At 65.8% G+C, this 24,690-nt stretch carries 29 protein-coding genes; 10 read left to right on the top strand and 19 right to left on the bottom strand.

The window, feature by feature from the left end; translation table 11 throughout:
* Window positions 1–271 precede the first annotated feature (271 nt).
* Window positions 272–745 (bottom strand): pyridoxamine 5'-phosphate oxidase family protein, encoded by a 474-nt coding sequence (locus AC3ZJJ_RS03010; RefSeq protein WP_489893781.1) that lies wholly within the window; start codon window positions 743–745, stop codon window positions 272–274.
* Between the two features lie 163 nt (window positions 746–908).
* Between AC3ZJJ_RS03010 and AC3ZJJ_RS03005 the strand changes: the two genes are divergently transcribed.
* The gene (locus tag AC3ZJJ_RS03005; protein ID WP_489893780.1) at window positions 909–1,160 is read left to right on the top strand and encodes a hypothetical protein; all 252 of its coding nucleotides are present in this window, start codon (window positions 909–911) and stop codon (window positions 1,158–1,160) included.
* A gap of 100 nt (window positions 1,161–1,260) precedes the next feature.
* Here the strand turns inward: AC3ZJJ_RS03005 and rpsI are convergent, their stop codons facing one another.
* Window positions 1,261–1,761: a 30S ribosomal protein S9 gene (rpsI, locus tag AC3ZJJ_RS03000; RefSeq protein ID WP_489893779.1), complete on the bottom strand. Its 501-nt coding sequence runs from the start codon at window positions 1,759–1,761 to the stop codon at window positions 1,261–1,263.
* A 41-nt stretch (window positions 1,762–1,802) separates the two neighbouring features.
* A complete protein-coding gene (rplM, locus tag AC3ZJJ_RS02995) occupies window positions 1,803–2,246 on the bottom strand; it encodes a 50S ribosomal protein L13 (RefSeq protein ID WP_489893778.1) in 444 nt (147 codons plus the stop codon).
* A gap of 578 nt (window positions 2,247–2,824) precedes the next feature.
* On the opposite strand from rplM, the gene AC3ZJJ_RS02990 reads away from it, so the two are divergent.
* The 9 genes from AC3ZJJ_RS02990 to AC3ZJJ_RS02950 all read left to right on the top strand — a co-directional run bounded on the left by AC3ZJJ_RS02990 (window position 2,825) and on the right by AC3ZJJ_RS02950 (window position 11,852).
* Complete coding sequence (locus tag AC3ZJJ_RS02990) at window positions 2,825–3,034, top strand: Flp family type IVb pilin (protein ID WP_489893777.1); 210 nt, start codon at window positions 2,825–2,827, stop codon at window positions 3,032–3,034.
* Between the two features lie 105 nt (window positions 3,035–3,139).
* The gene (locus AC3ZJJ_RS02985; RefSeq protein WP_489893776.1) at window positions 3,140–3,523 is read left to right on the top strand and encodes a TadE family protein; all 384 of its coding nucleotides are present in this window, start codon (window positions 3,140–3,142) and stop codon (window positions 3,521–3,523) included.
* Window positions 3,511–4,554 (top strand): pilus assembly protein TadG-related protein, encoded by a 1,044-nt coding sequence (locus tag AC3ZJJ_RS02980; RefSeq protein ID WP_489893775.1) that lies wholly within the window; start codon window positions 3,511–3,513, stop codon window positions 4,552–4,554. Before AC3ZJJ_RS02985 ends, AC3ZJJ_RS02980 begins: the two co-directional genes overlap by 13 nt.
* 81 nt (window positions 4,555–4,635) lie before the next feature.
* The gene (gene cpaB / locus AC3ZJJ_RS02975; protein WP_489893774.1) at window positions 4,636–5,379 is read left to right on the top strand and encodes a Flp pilus assembly protein CpaB; all 744 of its coding nucleotides are present in this window, start codon (window positions 4,636–4,638) and stop codon (window positions 5,377–5,379) included.
* Window positions 5,376–6,575 (top strand): CpaE/TadZ family protein, encoded by a 1,200-nt coding sequence (locus tag AC3ZJJ_RS02970; protein WP_489893773.1) that lies wholly within the window; start codon window positions 5,376–5,378, stop codon window positions 6,573–6,575. Before cpaB ends, AC3ZJJ_RS02970 begins: the two co-directional genes overlap by 4 nt.
* Complete coding sequence (locus tag AC3ZJJ_RS02965; protein WP_489893772.1) at window positions 6,572–8,128, top strand: TadA family conjugal transfer-associated ATPase; 1,557 nt, start codon at window positions 6,572–6,574, stop codon at window positions 8,126–8,128. Before AC3ZJJ_RS02970 ends, AC3ZJJ_RS02965 begins: the two co-directional genes overlap by 4 nt.
* Before the next feature lie 11 nt (window positions 8,129–8,139).
* Window positions 8,140–9,078 (top strand): type II secretion system F family protein, encoded by a 939-nt coding sequence (locus AC3ZJJ_RS02960; RefSeq protein WP_489895655.1) that lies wholly within the window; start codon window positions 8,140–8,142, stop codon window positions 9,076–9,078.
* Window positions 9,079–9,088: 10 nt separating this feature from the next.
* Window positions 9,089–9,982, top strand: a complete 894-nt coding sequence (locus tag AC3ZJJ_RS02955; RefSeq protein WP_489893771.1) for a type II secretion system F family protein — start codon at window positions 9,089–9,091, stop codon at window positions 9,980–9,982.
* Between the two features lie 277 nt (window positions 9,983–10,259).
* Window positions 10,260–11,852, top strand: coding sequence for an HNH endonuclease signature motif containing protein (locus tag AC3ZJJ_RS02950; RefSeq protein WP_489893770.1), 1,593 nt, complete (start codon window positions 10,260–10,262; stop codon window positions 11,850–11,852).
* A 97-nt stretch (window positions 11,853–11,949) separates the two neighbouring features.
* Here AC3ZJJ_RS02950 and AC3ZJJ_RS02945 read toward each other — a convergent pair whose 3' ends face one another.
* From AC3ZJJ_RS02945 to rplR, 16 genes are all read right to left on the bottom strand, one after another.
* Entirely contained in the window at window positions 11,950–13,986 is a 2,037-nt protein-coding gene (locus tag AC3ZJJ_RS02945; protein WP_489893769.1) for an SH3 domain-containing protein, read from the bottom strand.
* 242 nt (window positions 13,987–14,228) lie between these two features.
* Complete coding sequence (locus AC3ZJJ_RS02940; RefSeq protein WP_489893768.1) at window positions 14,229–15,113, bottom strand: hypothetical protein; 885 nt, start codon at window positions 15,111–15,113, stop codon at window positions 14,229–14,231.
* 202 nt (window positions 15,114–15,315) lie between these two features.
* Entirely contained in the window at window positions 15,316–16,269 is a 954-nt protein-coding gene (truA, locus tag AC3ZJJ_RS02935) for a tRNA pseudouridine(38-40) synthase TruA (protein ID WP_489893767.1), read from the bottom strand.
* Window positions 16,270–16,431: 162 nt separating this feature from the next.
* Complete coding sequence (rplQ, locus tag AC3ZJJ_RS02930; RefSeq protein ID WP_489893766.1) at window positions 16,432–16,983, bottom strand: 50S ribosomal protein L17; 552 nt, start codon at window positions 16,981–16,983, stop codon at window positions 16,432–16,434.
* 84 nt (window positions 16,984–17,067) lie between these two features.
* A complete protein-coding gene (locus tag AC3ZJJ_RS02925) occupies window positions 17,068–18,078 on the bottom strand; it encodes a DNA-directed RNA polymerase subunit alpha (protein ID WP_489893765.1) in 1,011 nt (336 codons plus the stop codon).
* A 168-nt stretch (window positions 18,079–18,246) separates the two neighbouring features.
* Entirely contained in the window at window positions 18,247–18,648 is a 402-nt protein-coding gene (gene rpsK / locus AC3ZJJ_RS02920) for a 30S ribosomal protein S11 (RefSeq protein ID WP_489893764.1), read from the bottom strand.
* Window positions 18,649–18,690: 42 nt separating this feature from the next.
* Window positions 18,691–19,065 (bottom strand): 30S ribosomal protein S13, encoded by a 375-nt coding sequence (rpsM, locus tag AC3ZJJ_RS02915; RefSeq protein WP_373971189.1) that lies wholly within the window; start codon window positions 19,063–19,065, stop codon window positions 18,691–18,693.
* 158 nt (window positions 19,066–19,223) lie between these two features.
* Window positions 19,224–19,337, bottom strand: coding sequence for a 50S ribosomal protein L36 (gene rpmJ, locus AC3ZJJ_RS02910; RefSeq protein WP_030148013.1), 114 nt, complete (start codon window positions 19,335–19,337; stop codon window positions 19,224–19,226).
* 78 nt (window positions 19,338–19,415) lie between these two features.
* Window positions 19,416–19,637: a translation initiation factor IF-1 gene (gene infA / locus AC3ZJJ_RS02905; protein WP_068731548.1), complete on the bottom strand. Its 222-nt coding sequence runs from the start codon at window positions 19,635–19,637 to the stop codon at window positions 19,416–19,418.
* Between the two features lie 245 nt (window positions 19,638–19,882).
* Entirely contained in the window at window positions 19,883–20,713 is an 831-nt protein-coding gene (map, locus tag AC3ZJJ_RS02900; RefSeq protein ID WP_489893763.1) for a type I methionyl aminopeptidase, read from the bottom strand.
* A 109-nt stretch (window positions 20,714–20,822) separates the two neighbouring features.
* The gene (locus AC3ZJJ_RS02895) at window positions 20,823–21,416 is read right to left on the bottom strand and encodes an adenylate kinase (RefSeq protein ID WP_489893762.1); all 594 of its coding nucleotides are present in this window, start codon (window positions 21,414–21,416) and stop codon (window positions 20,823–20,825) included.
* Complete coding sequence (gene secY, locus AC3ZJJ_RS02890) at window positions 21,413–22,717, bottom strand: preprotein translocase subunit SecY (RefSeq protein ID WP_489893761.1); 1,305 nt, start codon at window positions 22,715–22,717, stop codon at window positions 21,413–21,415. Before secY ends, AC3ZJJ_RS02895 begins: the two co-directional genes overlap by 4 nt.
* 202 nt (window positions 22,718–22,919) lie before the next feature.
* Window positions 22,920–23,375: a 50S ribosomal protein L15 gene (gene rplO / locus AC3ZJJ_RS02885; protein ID WP_489893760.1), complete on the bottom strand. Its 456-nt coding sequence runs from the start codon at window positions 23,373–23,375 to the stop codon at window positions 22,920–22,922.
* 2 nt (window positions 23,376–23,377) lie between these two features.
* Window positions 23,378–23,584, bottom strand: coding sequence for a 50S ribosomal protein L30 (gene rpmD, locus AC3ZJJ_RS02880; RefSeq protein WP_489893759.1), 207 nt, complete (start codon window positions 23,582–23,584; stop codon window positions 23,378–23,380).
* Between the two features lie 2 nt (window positions 23,585–23,586).
* The gene (gene rpsE / locus AC3ZJJ_RS02875) at window positions 23,587–24,321 is read right to left on the bottom strand and encodes a 30S ribosomal protein S5 (RefSeq protein WP_489893758.1); all 735 of its coding nucleotides are present in this window, start codon (window positions 24,319–24,321) and stop codon (window positions 23,587–23,589) included.
* On the bottom strand, window positions 24,318–24,689 hold the full coding sequence (gene rplR / locus AC3ZJJ_RS02870) for a 50S ribosomal protein L18 (RefSeq protein WP_489893757.1): 372 nt from the start codon (window positions 24,687–24,689) through the stop codon (window positions 24,318–24,320). Before rplR ends, rpsE begins: the two co-directional genes overlap by 4 nt.
* Window position 24,690: the final 1 nt, after the last annotated feature.

Below are 24,690 nucleotides of genomic sequence, written 5' to 3'. Positions count from 1 at the left end.
ACGGATGTGCTGCTCAACCGGCCTTTTGATGGCTGGTGTCTTGTGTTTCGTGTTGTCCCGCGACCGACCGGTGACTTCTCGGTTTTGCACCTGGCCGCGCGCATGCAGTAGATCTGTCATTACGCCCCCATAGCCCCGGCATGCCCCCAAGCATTGCCATAGACGGAGGTTACCCACTAAGAGGGTGGCCTGAATAGGGCGTACACACTAAGTGACACAAGTCACAGGAGAATCACAGGTTCGCAGGGTGTGCCCGGAAGTTCGCTGCGGGCTATTCGTGGCCGGCGCGCGGGGTGTCATCGATCCCATCGCGCCATGTCGATGCGGGCGACACACTGAATCGGCGACCGCTGATCCCACCAACAAGCAAGCGAATGAAATTGTCCTTCTGACCGGGCTGCCACGGGAAAAGCTCCAGCGCCGCAGAATCAAGAACGTCCTCAATGCCGGTGATGGGTTCGGCTCTCGCGGTGGCCATCACGCTCCACGCCGCGCCGGTGACCTGATCGACCCCATCGGCCTCCAAGGCAACCTGCCTGCCGGAGAGCAGCGCCTCGAGCTTGGTGCCGGGGCCCGTCCGGAAGACCAGGGAGCCGTGGTCCACCACGTAGTTAATGGGGAAGATCTGCGGCACCTCGTCGACCGTGACGCCAAGCCGGCCCACGGACTCGCCCCGGAGGTAGGCCCAACACTCCTGGGCCGGGAGGACGTCGGCGTGCTGCCGGTCGGGGTTAGGGCTGGCCATGGAGCCGAGACTACGCCGGGGCGGCGAAACCGGCTAGGCGAGCGGGCGCCCCACCAGCGGCGACACGCGCGAGCGCATCCCAATCCGCATTCACGGGTGGCTTCTTGCCGGGCCGGGGTGCATCATGGGCCAACGCGCAACGTACGGCAGCAAGGAGAGACCCATGAAGAAAACCACGGCCCTCGCATCGTTTGCCGCAGCGGGCCTCATCCTGATGGCCCCGCTGTCGGCGGCCGCCGCCCCGGCTCCGTCCTACGAGGCGCCGCCGGACATTCCGGGCCTCTGCTTCGTTTACGTCGGGGGCGGGTGGTTGGGTGCCCCGTGCCCCGAGCCCGCCGAGCCGGTGACGCCGGATCCCGTCGCGCCGGCAGATCCGGTCGATCCGGTCACGCCCGTGGAACCGGTGGCGCCGTAGGGCCGCCGCGCGGCCGGGCGGCACACCGACGTCGTACCGGATCCTTAAACGCCCGAAGGCCCCGCAGCGAAATGCTGCGGGGCCTTCGGGGAAAGCGGGTTTAGCGCTTCGAGTACTGCGGGGCCTTGCGTGCCTTCTTGAGTCCGGCCTTCTTGCGCTCAACAGCGCGCGGGTCGCGGGTCAGGAAGCCGGCCTTCTTGAGGATCGGGCGGTTGTTCTCGCGGTCGATCTCGTTCAGCGAGCGGGCAATGCCGAGGCGCAGGGCGCCGGCCTGGCCGGAGTCGCCGCCGCCGTGGATGCGTGCGATCACGTCGTACGCGCCATCAAGATCGAGGATCTTGAACGGCTCGTTGACTTCCTGCTGGTGCAGCTTGTTGGGGAAGTAGTTCTCCAACGTGCGGCCGTTGATGATCCAGTTGCCGGTGCCGGGGACGACGCGGACGCGGGCCACGGCCTCCTTGCGGCGGCCAACGGCTGCGCCGGGAACGGTCAGTGCCGGGCGCTCCTTGACGACGGTCTCTTCGGCCGACGTCGACTCGGAGGTGTACGCAGCGGGTGCGGCACCTTCAAATTCATTCTGCTCTTCAGTGTTCTGAGCCACGATTCTCCTTGAAAATTAATCTCTTGTTTCGGGGCCCAGCGCTACTGCGCGACCTGGGTGATTTCGAACGTCTTGGGCTGCTGGGCGGCGTGCGGGTGCTCGGCGCCACGGTAGACCTTGAGCTTGTGCAGCTGCTGGGCAGCGATGGTGTTCTTGGGGAGCATGCCGCGAACGGCCTTCTCCACGGCCTCGACCGGGTTCTTCTCAAGCAGTTCCGCGTAGCTGACGGACTTGAGGCCGCCCGGGAAGCCGGAGTGCCGGTAGGCGCGCTTCTTTTCGAGCTTGGCGCCGGTCAGGGCAACCTTCTCTGCGTTGATGATGATGACGAAATCGCCCATGTCCATGTGGGGGGCGAAAGTCGCCTTGTGCTTGCCGCGCAGCAGCGTTGCGGTCTGGCTGGCGAGGCGGCCCAGAACGATGTCAGTGGCGTCAATGACGTGCCACTGGCGATCTGCGTCGCCGGGCTTCGGTGAGTACGTACGCACGTTAATTGCCTTCGTTTCCTTGGATACTGGTCAAGCGCTCCCCCGGCCTGCGGCGTTGAGATCCACCGGCGGGCTTGCACTGTGTTATCGATCTGCGCTGTACCAGTTCATCAGGTGAGGACTGACTCCAACCGGCCATCCCGTATTTGCCTGCAATCCCCGCAGACCAGGGCCCTGCAACTGGGCCGTCACGCGAAGAAGGTGTGTCAGGCATAGGACACGCACAACAGCTTTCAACGATACAGCAACGATGGGCTGGGGCCAAAAGTGCTGGACGGCGCCGGCGCCGTCCCCCGCTAAAAACTTTGGCCACTCTCTTCCCAAAGAATTGCTCAAGAATTCCCAAAGACGCAATTTTGGCGCAACTAGCTATGCAAATGAAAACTCGTGGGTCTAGTGTTTCCAGCAGATGCCGCGGTTGGGGAACCGCTTGGGGGCAAGAACTCGTTCGAGTCAGGCATCTATTGGGGGAACTTCATTCGAAGACCACACCATTCCCGGGGAAATCTCCACGTCAAATATCAACGGCGTGGTGCGCGTAATCGCGCCACATCTCTCGAATGAAATTGGGGCACATCATGGACACTCTCTTTGCAAACATCTACATCGCCATGAACACCGTCGCCGGCAAGCTGCGCCGCGAGGAGAAGGGCGCCACCGCCGTTGAGTACGGCATCATGGTCGCGCTGATCGCGGTTGCGATTATTGGGGCGGTGACGCTGCTTGGCGGCGGAATCGACGCGCTTTTCGATAAGGTCACCGCCAAGCTGGGCACCATGGGGGCATAGCCAATCGGTTGTTGCTCGCCGGGCACCGAGCCGCATCGGGCCCGGCGAACATCAGCACCCCCCGGGATGAAACCCATGACCAAATCATCGAGCCTAGGGGCAAACATGCAAGGTGCAACGAAGCGAGAAGAGGGCGCGTCCGCCGTCGAGTTCGCGCTTGTTCTCCCGGTCCTCATTGCGCTGGTCTTGGGAATCATCGAGTTCGGCTTTTTCTTCAACCAGCAGATCTCGGTCACCCAGGCCGCGCGCGAAGGCGCTCGCGCCTACACCATCGAATACAAGACGCCTGGATTCAGCCTCAACAACGTCGTACAGCAGGCTGCTCCCAGCGTCACCGGGATCACCGCCACGGCCGACAAGACCGGATGTCCCGCAGACACGAACGTCACGATCACGGCGTCCAAGAACTACACGTCCATCACCGGCTGGATCGACTTCGCCATGCCGGCCACAGTCCAAGCAAGGGCGGCCATGCGATGCGGCGGCTAAGAAGCACGTCAACGGACGAACGCGGCGCGACCGCAGTCATCGTCGCACTTCTGATGGTGGCGTTGCTCGGATTCGCGGCAATCTCCATCGACGTCGGCAAACTGTACTGGGAGCGGGCACAGCTGCAGAACGCCGCGGACGCCGGCGCCCTGGCGCTCGCGGGGATCTGCGGCAAGAACGAATCGGCCGCCGACTGCTCCAACACATCCGGCGTCCCATTGGGGCTGGCCACCGCCAACTCACACGACGCGCAATCGCTTGTTACGGGCATTACGGTCGACAAGCCGGCCAACACCGCCCTCGTGAAGACGAGCGCATCCGAAACCGGCGCGACGGCGAACTCGGTGTCTCTGTGGTTTGCCCAAGCACTCGGTTTCAAGGAGGCCCAGGTCGGCGCGCAAGCCGCTGCTTCGTGGGGACCGCCCGGCTCGCTCGACGCCAAGTTCCCGCTCGCGTTCTCCGACTGCGAGATCGATTCCAGTCCAGTGATGGACGGGCAGCTACAGTTCCTCCAAAGCCACGGCAGCGGCAACGTCAAGCCGGATCCGTGCCACCTGACGGGTTCCGGGCAGGAGGCGCCGGGCGGCTTCGGATGGCTCGTCCAAGAGCCAAGCGAGAGTTGCACGGTCGACACCGTCATCGGCGGATGGGAAGCCAGCGACACCGGCAACAACTTCAAGTCGGGATGCGAGGCACGCCTGAAGACTTGGCAGGACACCCTGAAGGCCGGCGGCGAGGTCATCGCATTGTTTCCCGTGATGAGCAAGTACAAGGGGTCCGGAAACAACACCGAGTACTACGTGTCCGCCTACGTTGCCTTCGACGTGAAGGGCTGGCATTTCAAGAACAACGACGCGCTGCTCGACTACCTGCCCGGGACCACGAGTGGCGTATTCGCCGCCGGCGGGTTCAAAAACTCGGATCTCGGTTTTGTGGGCAAGTTCGTCCGCTATGTCTTCAACGACGAAGAGGTCACGCCGGGAACTGGAACGTCTCCCTACGGCGCGAACATCGTCACCATGACGAAGTAGTCGATCAGCGATGGTTGCCCCTGGGGAGGGACGGCCGCCGAACCACAACTCAACATCATTTCAAGGCCTTGGGGGCACACAATGAAGACACGGCTGCTTGGGGGCATAGCGGCACTGGTACTGGCGATCGTCGGTACGGTTCTACTCCTCACCTACGTGCAGGGCGCCGACGCCCGCGCACAGTCATCGCTCGAACCCGTGAAGGTGCTCGTCGCCACGCGCGACGTCCCGGCCGGCACTCCGGTCGCGGACCTGGCCGGCGCCTTCAAGGAGCAGAGCCTCCCCGCGGTCGCCGTGCCGGAGGACGCGCTGGCCACCCTCGCCGACCAGGACGGCAGGGTCCTGGCCCAGGCGGTTGCCACGGGCGAGCAGCTACTCGCGGCCAAGCTCGTCGCCGAGGAATCGCTCCTCACCCCGGGAACGGTCGACGTCCCGAAGGGCAAGCAGGAGGTCACGGTCCTCCTCGAGCCCGAGCGCGTGGCCGGCGGCAACCTCCGCGCCGGCGACACCGTGGGCGTCTTCGGCAGCTTCACCGTCAAGGAGAAGGACAAGAAGGACGCCGACGAGGTCGAGATCACCAAGCTCCTCAACGAGCAGGTCCTCATCACCGCCATCCAGATCGCGGCGGGCGAGACGGAAAGCACCGCCGAGGGCGCGGCGACACTGCCGGCCGGATCCGCCTACGTGACGTTCGGCGTCGACTCCGCCCAGGCGGCCAAGATCATCCACACCCGCGAGTTCGGCCTGGTCTGGCTGACCAAGCAGAACGAGGACACGGACAAGGGCGATACCCGGATCTGGGAAATCAACCAGGTGCTGAAATGAGCCGCTTCCTGCTCCTGACCGACTCCGTCGAGTTCGAGCGCCGCGTCCTGACGGCCGTCAAGGGTTCGATGCCGGGCGCCGTCCAGCGCGTCGCCGCCGAGGCCGCGAACCTCTCCCCGCAGGATCTGCTCGCGCGCAGCATCGGCGAGCCCACCGACGTCGTCCTCCTGGGACCGGACACCAACCGCGACGCGGCCCTCCGGCTCGCCACGGCGCTGGACCTGATGAACCCGGACATCTCCGTGGTGCTCACGGCGGCGGCCGATCCGCAGCTCGTGGTGTTGGCGATGCGTGCCGGCGTCCGAGACATCACGGAGCCCGAAGCCGATCCGGCCACGCTGCGTGTTCTCCTCGAACGCGCCTGCCTCTCCACCGACGGGAGGCGGCGCAATGCCACCGGGGAAGGCGGGTCCAACGAACGACGCCGGGGCCGCGTCATCTCCGTTATGTCGCCGAAGGGCGGCGTCGGCAAGACCACCGTGGCGACCAACCTCGCCGTCGGGCTGGCCAAGAACGCGCCCATGGGGGTGGTCATCGTGGACCTGGACCTGCAGTTCGGCGACGTCGCCAGCGCCCTGAACCTGGACCCGGAGCACACCATCACCGACGCCGTCTTCGGGGCTGCCGCCCAGGACTCGATGGTCCTTAAGGCCTTCCTCACGGTCGATGACACCGGCGTCTACGCGCTCTGCGGGCCGAAAAGCCCTGCCGACGCCGACCTGATCCGGCCGGAACAGATCGCCGTCCTGATCAACCAGCTCGCGGCGGAGTTCCAGTACGTGGTTCTCGACACCGCGCCGGGCCTCGGTGAGCACCTGCTCGCGGCGCTCGAACAGGCGACGGACGCAGTGTGGGTCTGCGGCATGGACGTGCCCAGTATCCGCGGACTGAACACAGGGTTCGGCGTCCTCCGCGAACTGCAGCTCATCCCGCAGGGCCGGCACGTGGTGCTGAACTTCGCGGACCGGCGCAGCGGCCTCACGGTGCAGGACGTCGAGGCCTCGATCGGGGTTCCGGTGGACGCCGTCGTCCCCCGATCCCGCGCGGTTCCGCTGAGCACCAACAAGGGAACCCCGCTCCTGACCGACCGGTCGCACGACGCCGCCGCGCGCGGCCTCAGCAAGCTTGCGCACCGCTTCGACGCGGAGCAAACCACCAACAGCCGCAAGATCCACCGCAGGGAAGTGGTCCGATGAACCTCGCCAGCCGCCTCACGGCAGCGCGCCGCGGCGCGCCCGACATCGCGACGAAGCCTTCCGGTGGGATCCCGGACGACGCCGTGGCCTCGGCCCCGGTGGACACCGTCCCGGCCGCTGCCGCCTTCGACGGCGACGGAATCGACGTCGCGCCCTCGTCCGACGCCGACTTCGGCGCGTTCCCGGACGCGCCGCCAGCTCCGCCGTCGTCCGCACGCCGAGGGAGCGTCGACGCGCTCGGCGGACTCAAGGCCCGCGCGGCCGAGGCGCTCTTCGAGCGCCTGGGTGCGCGCATCACCGATCCCTCGCTGACCGAGGAACAACTGCGCAAGCTGGCCCGCGACGAACTCAGCCAGGTGATCGACGCGGAACAGGTGCCGCTCTCCCCCGAGGAACGCCGCCGGCTCATCCGCGACATCGGCGACGAGGTCTTGGGACTGGGCCCGATCCAGCGCATGCTGGACGACCCGGAGATCAGCGAGATCATGGTCAACCGACGCGACCAGATCTACGTGGAGCGCAACGGAAAACTCGAGGCGACCGACGCCACCTTCAGCTCCGAGGACCAACTGCGCCGCGTGATCGAACGCATCGTGTCCAAGGTGGGACGGCGCATCGACGAATCCTCGCCGCTGGTCGACGCCCGCCTGACTGACGGCAGCCGCGTGAACGCGATCATCCCGCCGTTGGCCGTGAACGGGCCCTCGATCACCATCCGGAAGTTCTCCAAGGACCCGCTCACGGTGCGGAACCTCATCGAGTTCGGGACGCTGACGCCGGACATGGCCCACCTGCTGGAGGCATGCGTCAAGGCGCGGCTCAACATCATCGTCTCGGGCGGCACGGGCACCGGCAAAACGACGCTGCTCAACGTGTTGTCCAGCTTCATCCCGATGGACGAGCGCATCGTCACCATCGAGGACGCCGTTGAGCTGCAGCTGCAGCAGGACCACGTGGTCCGGCTGGAGAGCCGTCCGGCCAACATCGAGGGCAAGGGCGCGGTCACGATCCGCGACCTGGTCAGGAACTCGCTGCGCATGCGCCCAGACCGCATCGTGGTGGGCGAGGTCCGCGGCGGCGAATCGCTGGACATGCTGCAGGCCATGAACACGGGCCACGACGGCTCGATTTCCACGGTCCACGCGAACACTCCTCGCGACGCCGTCGCCCGTCTCGAGACCCTGGTCCTGATGGCCGGCATGGACCTGCCGTTGCGGGCCATCCGTGAACAGGTCGCCTCCGCGGTGCACCTGATTGTCCACCTCACCCGGCTGCGCGACGGCACCCGCCGCGTGACCCACCTGACCGAGGTTCAGGGTATGGAGGGCGACGTGGTCACGCTTCAGGACGCCTTCCTTTTCGACTACTCGGCGGGCATGGATCCGCAGGGACGATTCCTCGGCAAACCGATTCCGACCGGCGTCCGTCCGCGGTTCCTGGACCACTTCCACGAGGTCGGCGTGAAGCTTCCCCCGGGCATTTTCGGGGCTCCGGGCGCATCCGGCGCCGGCGGCTCGGCGGCGCAGGCCAGCTCCAGCAAGGGGCGCTGGTAGCCGTGGAGGGGATGCTGCTCGCCGCCGGCCTGTTTGCCGGATTGGGCGCCATGCTGTTGCTGGTCCTGGTGGTGCTGAGGCCGGCGAGCTCCGAGGTGCCCATCGAACGACGCCGGATGGGCGACGCCGCCCTCCAGTCGCCGTCGCTGCTGAGCCGCTTCAGCGGCGCAACGGTGAAGGCCGTGCAACGGAACGCCACCGCGACGACGGGTGGTCCATTCGGTCGGGACGCCCTCCAGGCCGCCGGCCTCAAGCAGGATCCTGCCGAGTTCCTGGTCCTGGTCGGATCGGCCGCCCTTGCCGCCGGCGTCGTGGGGTTGCTCATCGGAGGAGCCGGTCTTGCAGTGCTCTTCGTTGTTCTGACGCCCGCCGGGGCGTGGGCGTTCCTCCAAGTGCGTGCCGACCGGCGTCGGACCAAGTTCGAGGATCAACTGCCGGACATGATCATGACCGTCTCCGGCAGTCTGCGGGCCGGACACTCCGTGATGCGCGCCCTCGACGGGGCGGCGCAGGAATTCGAGTCGCCGATGGCCGAGGAGCTGGGACGCATCGTGAACGAGTCCCGCGTCGGGCGCGACGCGGAGCAAACCATGATGCAGACCGCCGCGCGGATGCAGTCCGAGGACTTCTCCTGGGTGGCTGAGGCCATCCAGATCAACCGCGAGGTCGGCGGCGACCTGGCCGTGGTGCTGGACCAGGTGGGCGAGACCATCCGCGAGCGCTCTCAGATCAAGGGGCAGGTGCGGGCGCTGTCCGCGGAGGGAAAGTTTTCCGCCTACATTCTGGTCGGCCTGCCCTTCGGCATCAGCGGGCTGATGTTCGTGATGAACCCGACGTATATTGGCACACTTTTCAGCCACCCACTGGGCATCGGGATGCTTGTGGTGGGCGGCATCATGATGGCGATCGGCTCCTTCTGGATGAGCCGCATGGTCAAGATCAAGTTCTAGGGGGAAGACCATGGAAATCGCAGTCGTCGGATGGATGTCCATCGCCCTTGTGGTGCTGCCGCTGTCGTTCCTGGTGTGGGGTCTGGTCTCGGTCGACCGCAATCAGCTGGTGCTGGTGCGGCGCAACCTCTCGAGATCCGCCATCGCGCCGGGCGAGGAAATCAGGAGCAGCGGAGACAACGAGTTCGCCGCGTTGGCCAGGCGGCTGACGCCGGGCAGCTACTCGGCCAAAGTGGACCGTCTCTTGGCGACGGCTGGCCGCCCGGCCTCGTGGCCGCTGGACCGTGTGCTCATGATGAAGCCGCTTCTGGCGCTTGCCGGCGCACTGCTGGGGCTCCTGATGTTCTCGTCCAATCCGGGCACGGGGATCTTTGTGCTGGGCGTCGCGATGGCCGCCTTCGGCTATTTCCTGCCGGATCTCCTGGCCTACAACGCCGGCATCAAGCGGCAGCAGGCCATCCAACTGGAGCTGCCGAACACCCTGGACCAGCTGTTGATCTCGGTCGAGGCGGGGCTGGGCCTGGAATCCGCCATGGCGCGTGTGGCCGCCGGGGGCCAAGGTCCCCTGGCCGAGGAGATGGGGCGGACTCTGCAGGAGATGCAGGTCGGCCGCTCCCGCCGCGAGGCCTACGCCGCCATGGCGGACCGCTCCACCGTCGGCGACCTCAAGTCGTTTGTCCGGGCCGTCGTTCAGGCGGACAAGTACGGGATCGGCATCGCGCGGGTGTTGCGGACCCAAGCCGGCCAGATGCGCATCAAGCGGCGCCAGCGGGCCGAGGAGACGGCCATGAAGCTGCCGGTCAAGATCCTGTTCCCCCTGCTGGTCTTCATCTTCCCGACCCTGTTCATCGTGATCTTGGGCCCCGCGGCCATCAACATCATGAAGAGCGGAATCTTCGGCTGACGTTGGTCGGTCACGATACTTCCCTGTGGCGTCGCTGGATTGCGACGTCGGGGGGACCAAGCTGGCGGCCCCGGACCGTGCCCCTAATTGACCGGGGCCGCCTTTCAAGCTCTTCCCGGCCCGTGGTTGGTCGTTTACCGGGTGCGTCACCGCGAGATTGCATCGGCCCGCACGTCGCCTTGACGCACTTGCCCTCCACAAGCCTCTGCGGGCAGCGGCTGTCCACATTCAGCGGATCATCGAGTTCCTAGAACGCATGTTCTAGGAGAATTGGTCCATGGACTGGGAACCAGCGGTGGCGAGGGGATGCGACGACGGCGAACGCTTCGGCGCCGTCCGTTCCCTCGACGCTAACCCTCCGTTGTCCACGGCGGATCTCGCGCACGAATCCATGTTCTCGGCGACGACGGCGGCCGCCCTCGCCTCCCGGTTCGACGATCTTGGCGAGACGGCGTCCGATTTGGCGAGCGGCATGCAGGGCAGCTCTCTGAGTCCGCCCGAGGCCGCCGCGGCACTGCTCGCGGTGGAGCGATTGGCGCGAGCCGCTGAGCGGGCTCAGATCGTGGCAGCCCAGCTCGCGGATCGCGCCAACGTCTCCGGAGTGGGGATGCCCGCGGCCGCCGGCGAGGCGCGTTCCCCGTATCGGGACACGTCCGACTTCATGCGCGCGGTCCTCCACGTCACGCGCGCAACGGCCCGGCGCAGGCTCGACGCCGCGACCGCGTTGCTCCCCGACCGGTCGCTCACCGGGGAACCGACTGCCCCGGCATTTCCCGTCTTGGCAAGAGCGGTAGCCGACGGATCGGTCGCGGTCGAGACCGCGATGCTTGCCGTGCGGGCACTGCGCAAGGTGACTCCCGCGGCACGGCAACGCTCAGCCGGCGGCCGCCTCGAGCTGGCCGTGATGGAATCCAACCTGGCCGAGACGGCCGCACAGGGGGACCCGGAGTTGGTTCGAGCGTGCGTTGACCGGTGGGAGGCGCACATCGACCAGGACGGCACGGAACCGACGGACGCGGTCAAGCAGGAGATCCAAGGACTCTTCTACAAGGGCCGCAAGTTCGGGCTGCACCAATATCTCTTGAATGCAGACAACGCCCAACACGAAGTCCTCAAGACCGTTGCCGCCACGGAAACAAATCCCCGGGCGCGAAGCGCACATGGCTCACATTCTGGCTTCGATGCCAACGAGTCGGCCCGGCCGGAGGCTGATGCATCCGACGACGGCCAGGAGGGTCCCGAGTCGGCCACCACTGAGGACTTCGACCAGCGATCGCTCCCCCAAAAGTCGCTCGACGGCATCGTCAACGCGGCACGCATTGCCTTGTCAACCAACCGACTTCCCTCCACTGGCGGCCTTCGCCCCCAGGTCATGGTCACCATCGACTACCAAACGCTGCTCGGCCAGATCACCGAGAGCAGCGTGGGCACGGCTGAAGCCACGTACCAAGGCCCCATCAACCCCTCCACCATCAGAAGAATCGCCTGCGACGCCGACATCATCCCGATCGTCTTGGGCAGCGACAACGCCGTCCTCAGTCTGGGGCGCTCGCAACGCCTGTTCAGCGTAGAGCAGCGCAAGGCGCTCATCGCGCGCGATGGCGGATGCACCGGTCCGGGCTGCACAGTGCCTGGGTCCCTCACAGAGGCGCACCACCTGACTCCCTGGTCCCTAGGCGGTCTGACGAACGTCGACTCCGGCCTGCTCGTCTGCGGTTCCCACCACCACCTCATCCACGAGGGAGGCTGGGACGTCGAAATCAACGGCGGCACCGTCTACTGGAGTCCACCCGCACACGTGGACCCGAGGCGCCCGAGGCTCCGCAACACCTACTTCCGGCCGAACATCCAGGCAGCGCTGATCTCGTGACGCCACGCCCGGGACGTGGCGATGGGGAGAGCGGCCGCGGCCACTCTCCCCATCGATTCACGCGGTGCGGCTGATGCCAATCACCCGCGCGTGTGCCCTACTTCAGGTAGCTGGCGCTGACCCAGCCCGTCTTTGCGCCCAGCTTGATCTGGACCCAGGGACCGGACTTCTTTCCGGTCAGTGTCACCGTCTGGCCCTTCTTCACGACCACCACGACCGCGAAGGACGAACCGGCGCCCTTGCGCATGTTGACGTTGGTTGTCGCCTTCTTCGTCGTCGCCTTCACGGGAGTGGCTGCCGCCGGCTTGGCCTTGAGCGCGGATGCCAGGGTCCAGCCCGTCCGCGTCCCCGCCTTGACCTGGTACCACTTCGAGTCGAGCGTGACGACGCCCGTGGAGGTCACCGTCGAGTTCTTCTTCAGCGTCACGAGGACCTTGCCGGTGACGGCGGACTGCCGAAGGTTCAGATTCGTGGTGACAGTGAGCGCCTTGTTCTTGAGCGAGGCGACCGTCTTGGTCGTCGCCTTGGCCGGCGTTGCCTTGAGGGCGGAGGACAGGGTCCATCCGGTCTTGGTGCCGGACTTCACCTGGGCCCACTTGGAATCCACGGTGACGAGCCCGGTGGTGACGACCTTCGAGTTCCGCTTCAGGATCGTCAGGATCTTGCCGGAGACCGCGGTCTGCCTCAGGTTCAGGTTCGTGTTGACCGTGTGGGACTTGTTCTTCAGCGCGGCGACCGTCTTGGTCTTCGGCGCGGTCACCACGGGAGCCTTGACCGGAACGGCCTTCAGGTAGGAGGCGTCAACCCAGCCCGTGACGGTTCCCGACTTGACCTGGTACCACTTGGAGTCGGTCGTGACGAGTCCCGTAGTCGTCACGGCGGAGTTGGCGGGCATCGTCTTCAGGACGGCGCCGGTCTTGGCCGTCTTGCGGAGGTTCAGGTTCACCGTGACGGTGTGGGCCTTGCTCTTCAGGGCGGCCACGGTCTTGGTGGCCGGCGGCGTGACCACAGGGGCGGGGGCCGGCTTCACAACAACGGCCTTGAGGTAGGCCGCCGATGCCCAACCCGTGGTCGTCCCGTGCTTGACCTGGTACCACTTCTTGTCCGTGGTCACGACGCCGGTGGCGGTCACCGAGGAGCCGGAGGTCATCGTCTTGACGATCGCACCGTAGATGGCGCGCGAGCGCAGGTTCAACGCGGCCGTTGTGGTGTACTTCGTGTTCTTCAGCGCCGCGACCGTCGTCGTGGGGACCACGGTGTCGGCCACCGGTGCGAGCGTGACCTTGCCGGGGTTCAAGGCGTATCGGTCGATCCAACCGAAGACCCCGCCGATGGTGACGGGCACGTAGCCGTTGGTGAGGGTTCCCGGCTTGGACGTCAGCGCGGCGCCCCTGGCGACGGTGCTCAGGGTTGCCGACGTCGAGTACGGGGTGGCCTTGAGCGACGTGGCCTTGTTGGAGTAGTAGGTGCAGCTGATCGGAGTCGGGAACGAGTACACCAGATACGCATCGGCCTTGATGCTGACGCCCTTGCCGTTCATAAAGGCGACAGGATCGATGGCCGAGTTGAACAGTGCGCCGGTCCACACTTCGAAGTGCAGGTGGGGAGCGGTGGAAGGCCCGGAGTTGCCGACCTTGCTGATCTGCTGCCCCGCCGTCACCAACTGGCCGACCTTGACGTGGGTGGTTGCGGACCACATGTGGATGTAAGCGGTGTAGATCTTGCGCCCGTTGTCGTTGTGCTCGATCACGATGTAGCCGGACACATTGCTCGTGCCGCTGCGAAGAGTGACGACCCTGCCGTCGGCCGCCGCGTAGATGGGCGAACCCTCGGCCAAGGCCAGGTCCTGCCCCTGGTGAAGGGTGGATCCACCGACCACGGGGATGCAGCGTGGCCCGTACGTCGAGGAGAACCGGTAGCTTTCGGCCTTCAGCGGGTTGACCCACTTGGTGGCCCTTTTGATGGTGCTGTCCGCGACGGCACTCGGGATGGTCACCGCGGGAATCGAGGCGGCGGGTCCCGCGGCGGGCGCGACGACCGCCGCCGCGGCGGGAGGTCCGGCAACAAAGGCACCCAAGACAAGCGCTGCGGCCGCTGCCGCCGAGAGCAGCCCACGGGATTGTTGTACTGGCATGGTGCTGCTCCTTGATTGGTGAGGTGCGAGTGACCTGTAGATCACGGTGTTCATTGTGAGAAGAAAGTTCTACCTGAAGATCAAAGGTGCTGGTGTGGTTTGGAAGTTAGGAGTGTTTGACCCCCACCGACGGATGGGCTTCCGTCAGTGCGGTTCAGTGTTCTTGGTGCGTCAGGGGAAGGTCTCCCCTGGTTTGCCCCGCCTCTGGCTGGGGCGCGGATGCGGCTGCGGCGCCGCGTGCGCTACCCGGCGGGTACCGCCAGTCCGGTGAAGTACCAGCCGTCCTTGTAGGCCAGCTGCACGAGCGTTCCGGGAGCTATGGCTTCGGCCGAGGCGTCGGTTCCGTCACGGTAGGTGAAGAATCGACCAGTATCGATTGACGCCGTCGAAGCCGTGCCGGAGCCGAGGCCCGCTGCGTCCGCCTTCAGGGTCTCGCTGGCGCCCTCGATCACGTAGGGGGCAACGGTCTGATAAAACCTGATGGCCTGGGTGTGGTCCTCGAACCCTGCCTCGTCGGCGAGGGAACTCGTTTCGGTCGCGAGGAAGTCCTCGGGCGTCGAGTTGAGGCCGTCGAGGGCCGCGGCCGCGTCCCCGGCATAGACCGACTCGATCATAAAGGTCGCGTGCTGGTCGAGCGGCCCGAACAAGTCCCGCACAAAGGCAGCGGCCCCCAGTTCTGTCTGGGCGTAGGTGCGGACGTAGTCCGCCCCGTCCTTGAAGCCACCGGCCAGCGTGTCGGCGTCGTTGGCGCGCGGCGCGCTGAAGGCGAGCGGCGAATCCGCGGGCTCCGACGGCGCGGCGCTCTGGGTGGCGGTGGCCGAGGTCGTCGCGGTCCCGGTATTCGAGGGAGTGGCCTGCGACGAGGGCGCGGCCGAGGGACTACTCGAGGTGGCGGGCTCCGTGGGGGCGGCGCTGACGCTGACGTCGGCCGGCTCGCCGGAGGCCGGGGCGCTCGACGAGGCCGCCGCGGGCGTCTCGCTGGCGGCCGGAGCGGGTGTCGCGGCCAGTCCGCACCCGGACAGGACAAGTGTTGTTCCCAAGAGAACGGCCAGTGCCAGAGGACGCCTGTGCGCCTTCCGTGCAACTGCGTCGGCGGTCTCCGCGACGGCATGGTTCATCGACTTCAAAACGGCTTCCCCCCGATTGATTCTTCTCGGAGCGTAGCGCCAAATTTGGCGTTTGGCACGTCGAATGCACTAAGATCCGGCGTGTCGTAGGCGACTCGCCCAAAAAAAGTCGTTTATGGAGTGGCGTAGTTAATCTAGAGCAACCTATGCGAAGCAATGCACCAATCGTGATTGTTGGGCCTTTTGGGGCGCCTGTGACTCACTATGAGTCGATGTCGCCAAGCCGTCCAACGTCGTGCGGCTGGCGCCTCGCCCGCGTCAGTTCCGCCCGGTCCGCCACGGCGCCATCCTCCGGGTAGGCGACCTCCTCCAGCACCAGAGGATGTGGCGCGGAGAGGAAGGATTTGGCGTCCCGCACGCGCTCCCCCAGCCGCCGTTCCATCCAACCGACCGGCTGCCTGCCGTCCGCGACCATCAGGGCCGCACCAATGAGCGCGCGCACCATGTTGTGGCAGAACGCGTCGGCGCGCAGGTGCGCCACAATGATCCCGTCCTCGCCCCGGGAGAAGGCGAACTGCTCCAGGGTGCGGATGGTCGTGGCCCTCTCGCGCGGCTTGCAGAAGCTGAGGAAGTCGTGCCGCCCGGTCATCGATGTGGCTTCGGCGTTCAGTGCGGCGATGTCCAGGGGGCGGGGATGCCAGAGCGTGTCGTTGCGCGTGAGCGGATCCCAGCGCTCCTCACCGTCGGCGATGCGGTACGAATAGCGGCGCCACAGCGCGGAGAACCGGGCGTCGAAGCCCGTCGGCGCCAAGCCCGCCGCGTGCACAACAACGGATCCCCCGATCCTGGAGACCACTCCGCGCACCCGCCGCAGCAGCGCCACCTCGGGTGCCATGTCCTTGCCGCGGGGCAGAGCCGCGAACTCCGCCTCCGTGATGTCGAAGTGCACCACCTGCCCGCGCGCATGAACACCCGCGTCGGTCCGGCCGGCCACGACGGTGCGCACGGGCCTGCGGAACAGCAGAGCCAGGGCCTCCTCGAGCGCACCCTGCACGGTGCGGCGTCCTGGCTGGATGGCCCACCCCGAGAACGCGGAGCCGTCGTAGGCGACCGTCAGGCGAATCCGGACGGAGGCGGGCTCGGCCGTCGACGCATCTGGGACCGACACTCCCGCCAGCGCATGCGGATGTTCGCTGGCCGGCGGGGGGAATTCCATGCCCTCGATTCTAGGCGACATGTGTCCGGCTCCCACGCCGGTGTATCCACGGGTCCGTCTCCGCACACGAGTCCTCCCCGCACATGCCCCGGAACACAAAGAAACCCGCCGACCATTGGTCGACGGGTTCCTCGTGCGTTCGCTGGGAACGGAAGAGACAACCTACTCGGCGGTCTTCTTCGCGTCCTCGTTCGAAGCCTCGGTCTCCTCGGCTGCGGGAGCCTCGGTCTCGGCTGCCTCGACCTCGGCGGTCTCGGTCTCCTCGACCGGGGCCTCCTCGACCGGAGCGGACTTCGCGGTAGCCTTCTCGGCTTCCTTCACGACGGCCTGCTTCGGGGAAACGGGCTCCAGCACCAGTTCGATGACTGCCATGGGGGCGTTGTCGCCCTTGCGGTTGCCGATCTTGGTGATGCGGGTGTAGCCGCCTTCACGCTCTGCAACCAGCGGGGCGATGTTCACGAACAGCTCGTGGACAATGCTCTTGTTGGTGCGGCTACGCGATGCGATTTCGGCCTGAACACGACGGCGGGACGCCAGGTCTCCGCGCTTGGCGAAGGTGACGAGACGCTCGGCGTACGGACGGAGGCGCTTTGCCTTCGTTGCCGTGGTGGTGATGCTCTTGTGCTCGAAAAGCTGGGCGGCCAGGTTGGCGAGCATGAGGCGCTCGTGGGCAGCTCCGCCTCCGAGGCGCTTTCCCTTAGGGGGGGTAGGCATAGGTTTTTCTCCTCATATGGTGCCCGTGCCCCGCACCATCTCGGCGCGGAAACACGGGCAAAGTACATTACTTCGAAGGCGGCTTTAGACCTCTTCGTCGCCGTAGGCGGCGTCGTCCTCTTCAATGGCTGCGGCACGGGCGGCCAGATCGAACCCTGGAGGGGAATCCTTCAGGGAAAGACCCAGCTCGATCAGCTTTGCCTTCACCTCGTCGATGGACTTCGCACCGAAGTTGCGGATGTCCATGAGGTCAGCCTCGGAGCGGGCCACAAGCTCGCCTACCGTGTGGATGCCCTCGCGCTTGAGGCAGTTGTACGAGCGAACCGTCAGTTCCAGGTCCTCGATCGGCAGCGCCATGTCGGCGGCGAGCGCGGCGTCCGTCGGGGACGGGCCGATCTCGATGCCTTCTGCGGCCGAGTTGAGTTCGCGGGCCAGACCGAACAGCTCAACCAGGGTGGTTCCGGCGGACGCGACGGCGTCGCGCGGCACGATGGAATCCTTGGTTTCGACGTCGACGATCAGCTTGTCGAAGTCGGTGCGCTGCTCGACGCGGGTGGCCTCCACGCGGAAGGTCACCTTCAGAACTGGCGAGTAGATGGAGTCGACCGGGATGCGGCCGATCTCGGCATCGAAGCTCTTGTTCTGCGACGCGGAAACGTAGCCGCGACCGCGCTCGATGGTCAGCTCCATGTCGAACTTGCCCTTCGCGTTCAGCGTCGCGATGTGCAGGTCCGGGTTGTGGAACTCGACGCCGGCGGGCGGCGTGATGTCCGCAGCCGTGACGACGCCGGGGCCCTGCTTGCGCAGGTAGGCGACCACGGGCTCGTCGTGCTCGGAGGACACAGCCAGGTTCTTGATGTTCAGGATGAGTTCGGTGACATCTTCCTTGACACCCTGAACGGTGGTGAACTCGTGCAGCACGCCGTCGATCCGAACGCTGGTGACAGCAGCACCAGGGATGGAGGACAGCAACGTGCGGCGAAGCGAGTTACCCAGGGTGTAGCCGAAGCCGGGCTCCAGCGGTTCGATGATGAACCGGGAACGGTTGTCCGCTACTACTTCTTCGGTGAGGGTGGGGCGCTGTGCAATAAGCACTTACATTTCCTTTCAGCGAGCGTCCGCTATATGACGCAACACAGGGGGTGGAAACGACGTCTGCCGCGAAGGCGGTCGTCTTGGTCGGTCAGTGGGCCGCGTATGGCGCGCGCCGGCGTCGTGCCCCGTCAGGGGACACAACGACAACGCGCGCCGAACGTGGACTACTTAGACGCGGCGACGCTTCGAGGGGCGGCAACCGTTGTGGGCGCTCGGGGACACGTCCTGGATGGACCCGACCTCGAGGCCTGCGGCCTGCAGCGAGCGGATTGCCGTTTCGCGACCGGAGCCCGGTCCCTTCACGAACACGTCGACCTTCTTCATGCCGTGCTCCTGGGCGCGCTTTGCGGCAGCCTCGGCGGCCATCTGAGCGGCGAACGGGGTCGACTTGCGGGAGCCCTTGAATCCGACCTCGCCCGAGGAAGCCCAGGAGATGACGGCACCGGACGGGTCCGTGATGGACACGATGGTGTTGTTAAAGGTGCTCTTGATGTGCGCCTGGCCCAGCGCGATGTTCTTCTTGTCCTTGCGACGCGGCTTGCGCACCGCTCCACGAGTCTTTGGGGGCATTGCTTACTCCTACGAATGAATTGGCTATGGGATCCGCTATGTCTAGCGGGTCTTCTTCTTACCGGCGACGGTGCGCTTCGGGCCCTTACGGGTGCGAGCGTTGGTCTTGGTGCGCTGTCCGCGGACCGGCAGGCCCTTGCGGTGGCGAATGCCCTCGTAGGAGCCGATCTCGACCTTGCGGCGGATGTCGGCTGCCACTTCACGGCGGAGGTCACCCTCGACCTTGAAGCTGCCTTCGATGAAGTCACGCAGCTGGAGAAGCTCAGCGTCGGTGAGGTCCTTTACGCGAGTGTCCGGGGAGATCCCGGTCTCGGCAATGGTCTGTTCTGCACGGGTCTTGCCCACGCCGTAGATGTAGGTGAGCGCGATGATCACGCGCTTTTCGCGCGGGATGTCTACGCCAGCGAGACGAGCCATATTGGTTGTCTTCCTTACGTTAATCGCGGAGGTGTGGAGCAGCACATACCCTGTTGCCAGGTCCCCGGCCTCCGTGCCCGGGGGTGTGCGTCCCGCGTAGTGGACGCTGTGCTGCCGTAATTACTAACTACGCGCAGGTCTAGATTTCCGTGCGGAAATTAGCCCTGGCGCTGCTTGTGGCGTGGGTTTTCGCAGATCACCATGACCCGACCGTTACGGCGGATCACCTTGCACTTTTCGCAGATCGGCTTCACGCTAGGGTTGACCTTCAAGGCACTGTTCCTTTGCGGTTGCTGTTTTCAGTGGAGCTGTAGCTACCTTCGTCGCCCGGGGATCCGGGGAGTCGGGCTTTACTTGTAGCGGTAGACGATACGGCCGCGGTTGAGGTCGTACGGGCTGAGTTCCACCACTACGCGGTCCTCAGGGAGGATTCGAATGTAGTGCTGACGCATCTTTCCCGAGATAGTGGCAAGTACCACGTGTCCGTTCGGAAGCTCAACGCGGAACATCGCATTGGGCAGTGCCTCCGACACGGTGCCTTCTACCTCGATGACACCCTCTTTCTTGGCCATATCCTCCGCTAACGTTTGTGCCGGTCGCTTGTGCTTCCGGCTCGTATAGATTTCGGTTGTTCGACAACGCTGTCCAACACGGGTCCAAAGACTCGATGTTTTGGGCATAGACGTAGAGACAACCAACAAGCAAGCCTACCGGGTTCCGCGGGATAACGGAAATCGGCGCGGCGCCACCGAATGGGGCCACGGGCAACGCCGCCGGGCCGCGCCCGGGGACGCCCGCCTGGCCCGCAGCCGTCCCGCTAGCCCTGAAGCGGCGACGGGGTCACTCCAAACGGCGCCAGCCCCGCGGCGCCGCCGTCGTGCGCGGTGAGGACCCAGATGCCGCCGAGGTGCACGGCGACCGTGTGCTCCCACTGCGAGGCGCGGGCGCCGTCGACCGTGACCACGGTCCAGTCGTCCGCAAGGGTCTTCGTCTCCAGCGATCCACGCACCAGCATCGGCTCGATCGCCAGGCACATGCCCGGCTTCACGCGGGGCCCGCGGTGGCCGGTCCGGTAGTTCAGGACGTCCGGTGCCATGTGCATCTCGCTGCCGATGCCGTGCCCGACGTAGTCCTCCAGGATGCCGAGGGGCTCCCCCTCCTGCGCGGAGACGAAGTCGTCGATCGCGTCGCCGATCTGGCCGACGAAGCGGGCCTCGGCCAGGGCCGCGATCCCCCGCCACATGGCCTCCCGGGTGACGTCGGAGAGGCGCTGGTCGGCGGGGTCCGCCGTGCCCACGATGACGGTGCGCGCCGAGTCGGCGTGCCAGCCGTCCACGACCGCCCCGCCATCGATCTTCAGCACGTCCCCCTCGGCGAGCACGTAGTGGCTGGGGAACCCGTGCACCACCTCGTGGTTGACGGACGCGCAGATGGTCGCCGGGAAGCCGTGGTAGCCCTTGAAGTTGCTCGTGGCGCCGTGCTTGTCCAGCACCGCGGAGAACAGCGCGTCCAGCTCGGCGGTGGTGGTGCCCACCTGCGCGGCGGCGACCGCGGTGTCCAGCGCCTCGGCCAGGACAAGGCCGGCTTCGCGCATCTTCAGGATCTGCGCGTTGGACTTGTATTCGATCTTGGGCTGGCCGAACTGCATGCTGTGTTTCCTCCGGGTTGGACTGCGTTCCATTATCCAGTACGACGACGGCAGCCCCCGCCGGTGGGGCGGGGGCTGCCGTCGTCGCACCGCGTGCGTCTGGGTGCCGCTACTTCGTTGTGGCGGTCTGGTCGCCCGTGGGCTCGAGCGTGGCCATAACGCGCTCGGTGACGTCGTCGATGTCCCCGAGCCCGTCGACCGAGCGGACGATGCCGCGGTCGAGGTAGCGGTCCACGACCACCTGCGTCTGCTCGTGGTAAAGCCCGAGGCGGTGGCGGATGACCTCTTCGTTGTCGTCCGCGCGGCCCTCGATCTGCGCCCGCTTGAGAAGGCGCTCTACCAGCTCGTCGTCGTCGGCTGTCAGCTGGAGCACGACGTCGAGCTCCAGTCCGGCCTCCGCGAGGATGCTGTCCAACTCGTCGACCTGGGCCGAGGTGCGCGGGTAGCCGTCCAGCAGGAAGCCGTCGGCGACGTCCTCCTGCAGCAGGCGGTCCCGAACCATCTTGTTCGTGACCTCGTCGGGGACGAAGTTGCCGGCGTCGATGTACTTCTTGGCCTCGACGCCCAGCGGGGTCTCTTCCTTCACGTTGGCGCGGAAGATGTCCCCCGTGGAGATCGCCACAACGCCGAGGCGCTCCGAGATCCGCGCCGCCTGGGTGCCCTTGCCGGAACCCGGCGGGCCAATGATCAACAATCGAGTCATCGCAGTAGTCCTTCGTAGTGTCGCTGCTGCATTTGGGCATTGATTTGCTTGACGGTCTCAAGTCCCACACCAACCATGATGAGGACCGACACGCCGCCGAACGGGAAGTTCTGGTCGGCGTTGATGAGCACAAAGGCAATCAACGGTGTCAACGCGATCAGTCCCAGGTAGATGGCTCCGGGGAACGTGATGCGCGAAAGTACGTACTGAAGGTACTCGGCCGTCGGCTTGCCCGCACGAATGCCCGGGATGAAACCGCCATACTTCTTCATGTTGTCCGCGACCTCGGTGGGGTTGAACGTGATCGCCACGTAGAAGTACGTGAAGAACACGGTCAGGAGGAGGTAGACCACCATGTACAGCGGGCTGCTGCCGCTGAAGTGGGTCTGGAGCCAGAGCGCCCAGTCCGGGAGCGTGCCGTCGGGACGGACGTTGAATTGCACCAACATGCTCGGCAAGGCCAGCATCGACGAGGAGAAGATCACCGGGATGACGCCGGCCATGTTGACCTTGATCGGGATGTAGGTCGAGGTGCCGCCGACGGTGCGGCGTCCCACCATCCGCTTGGCGTACTGCACCGGGACGCGGCGCTGGGACTGCTCGACGAACACCACCAGGGCCACCACGACGAGGCCGATCAGGATGACGCCGGCGAAGACGCCCCACCCCTGGGTGTTGGCGATGGCGCCCATCGACGCCGGGAAGCCGGCGGCGATGGAGATGAAGATGAGGATGGACATGCCGTTGCCGACGCCGCGCTCGGTGACGAGCTCGCCGAACCACATGATCAGGCCGGTGCCGGCCGTCAGCGTGATCACCATCAGGATGATGTTGACGATCGATTCGTCCGGAATGATCGGCAGCGTGCACCCCTGGAAGAGGTTCCCGCTCCGTGCCAGCGAGACAAGCGTCGTGGCCTGGAGCAGGCCGAGGGCGATCGTGAGGTAGCGCGTGTACTGGGTGAGCGTCGACTGTCCGGCCGAGCCCTCCTTGTGCAGCTCCTCGAAGCGGGGAATGACCACGCGCAGCAGCTGCACGATGATCGACGCCGTGATGTAGGGCATGATGCCCAACGCGAAGATGGACACCTGCAAGAGGGCCCCGCCGCTGAACAGGTTAACGAACTGGTACAGGCCGCCCGTGGTGTTGCCCGCGGCAAGGCACTGCTGAACGTTCCCGTAGTCGACGCCGGGGGTCGGGATGAACACGCCGACGCGGTAGATCGCGATGATGGCGAGCGTGAACAACAACTTGCGTCGCAAGTCAGGCGTCCGGAAGACCCGGGCAATGGCGCTGAGCAAGCGTCCTCCTGAAAGATGTGGTTCCGGCCACAGGGCCGGGATTGGCTTCTGTGAGTCTACCGGTAGAAAGCGGCCGTCTTGCCACAGCAAGGCGTGCCGCACCGGCGTCGTACGCGCAGGGCATAGCAAAAGGCCCCCGACGGACCGGGAGGAACCCGGCCCGTCAGGGACCTTTCAGCCAAACCGTGAGAACACGGGGACCTTAAAGCTCGATCACCGAGCCGCCGGCGGCGGCAATCTTCTCTTTGGCGGACGCCGAGAAGGCGTTGGCCTTCACGTTCACCTTGACGGTGATGTCGCCGGTGCCCAGGACCTTGACGGGCTGGTTCTTGCGAACGGCGCCCTTCTCGACCAGGGCGTCGACGGTGACGTCGCCACCTTCCGGGAACAGCTCGCCGAGCTTGTCCAGGTTAACAACCTGGAACTCGACCCGGAACGGGTTCTTGAAGCCGCGAAGCTTCGGAAGGCGCATGTGCAGCGGCAGCTGGCCACCGGCGAAGCCGGCCTTGACCTGGTAGCGCGCCTTGGTGCCCTTCATGCCGCGACCGGCGGTCTTTCCCTTGGAGCCTTCGCCACGACCAACGCGGGTCTTGGCGGTCTTGGCTCCGGGGGCCGGACGCAGGTGGTGCACCTTCAGTGCAGTTTCCTTGATAGCCATGCTTACTTCGCCTCCTCAACCTTTACGAGGTGCGGAACCTTGTTGACCATGCCCACGGTCACCGGGTCGGCGGTCCGGACCACAGTGTGGCCGATCCGCTTGAGTCCGAGTGAGCGCAGGGTGTCGCGCTGGTTCTGCTTGCCACCGATGGTGGACCGGATCTGGGTGATAACCAGCTGGGAGTCGCTAGGGATAAAGTTCTTCGCCATAACTACGCACCAACCTTCTGGTTCTGCTGGTTCTGGATGTTGCGCAGCATCTGCGGCGAAACAACCTCGTCCAGGGGCAGGCCACGGCGTGCCGCGACGGCTGCCGGCTCTTCGAGCGCCTTCAACGCGGCCACGGTTCCGTGGACGATGTTGATCTGGTTCGAGGATCCCATGGACTTCGAGAGGACGTCGTGGATACCGGCGCACTCGAGGACGGCGCGAACCGGACCACCGGCGATAACGCCGGTACCCGGGGACGCGGGACGAAGCAGGACAACGCCTGCGGCGGCCTCGCCCGTCACCATGTGCGGGATGGTTCCACCAACGCGCGGAACGCGGAAGAACGACTTCTTGGCCTCTTCAACACCCTTGGCGATGGCCGCGGGAACTTCCTTGGCCTTGCCGTAGCCGACGCCGACCATGCCGTTGCCGTCTCCGACAACAACGAGGGCGGTGAAGCTGAACCGACGTCCACCCTTGACGACCTTGGACACGCGGTTGATGTTCACAACGCGCTCGAGGAACTTGTCCTTGTCGTCGTTGCGGCTGTCCTTGGAGTCGCGGCCGCCACGGCCACGTCCCTCTCCGCGGCCGCGGCCTTCGCCGCGTCCACGGTTGTCGCCGCGGTTGTCGCCGCGACGGGCACCGGCGTTGTCAGCCGTCACCGTCGTGGTCGACGAGGCAGCCTCAGTAGCTTCAGACACCTGAGTTTCCTTCTCGTTAGTAGCTTCGCTCACAGTGCCAGCCCACCTTCACGTGCGCCGTCCGCGACCGCTGCAACACGGCCGTGGTACTTGTTGCCTCCACGGTCGAAGACAACCGACTCGATGCCGGCGGCCTTGGCGCGCTCTGCGGCGAGTTCGCCGACGCGCTTTGCCTTGGCGGTCTTGTCGCCATCAAATGCGCGCAGGTCGGCTTCCATCGTGGACGCGTAGGCCACGGTGAGGCCCTTGCTGTCGTCGACAACCTGGACGAAGATGTGGCGGGCGGAACGGTTGACGACCAGGCGCGGACGCGCCTCGGTGCCTTCGATCCGCTTACGGACGCGCAGGTGGCGGCGGCCGCGAGCGGCGGCCTTGCTCTTACCCTTGATTCCGAGAGCCATG

This window comes from Arthrobacter sp. AOP29-A2-19 (assembly GCF_058138025.1).
Note: the sequence above shows the minus strand (reverse complement) of the source record. Positions and strands in the feature narration are given on the sequence as shown.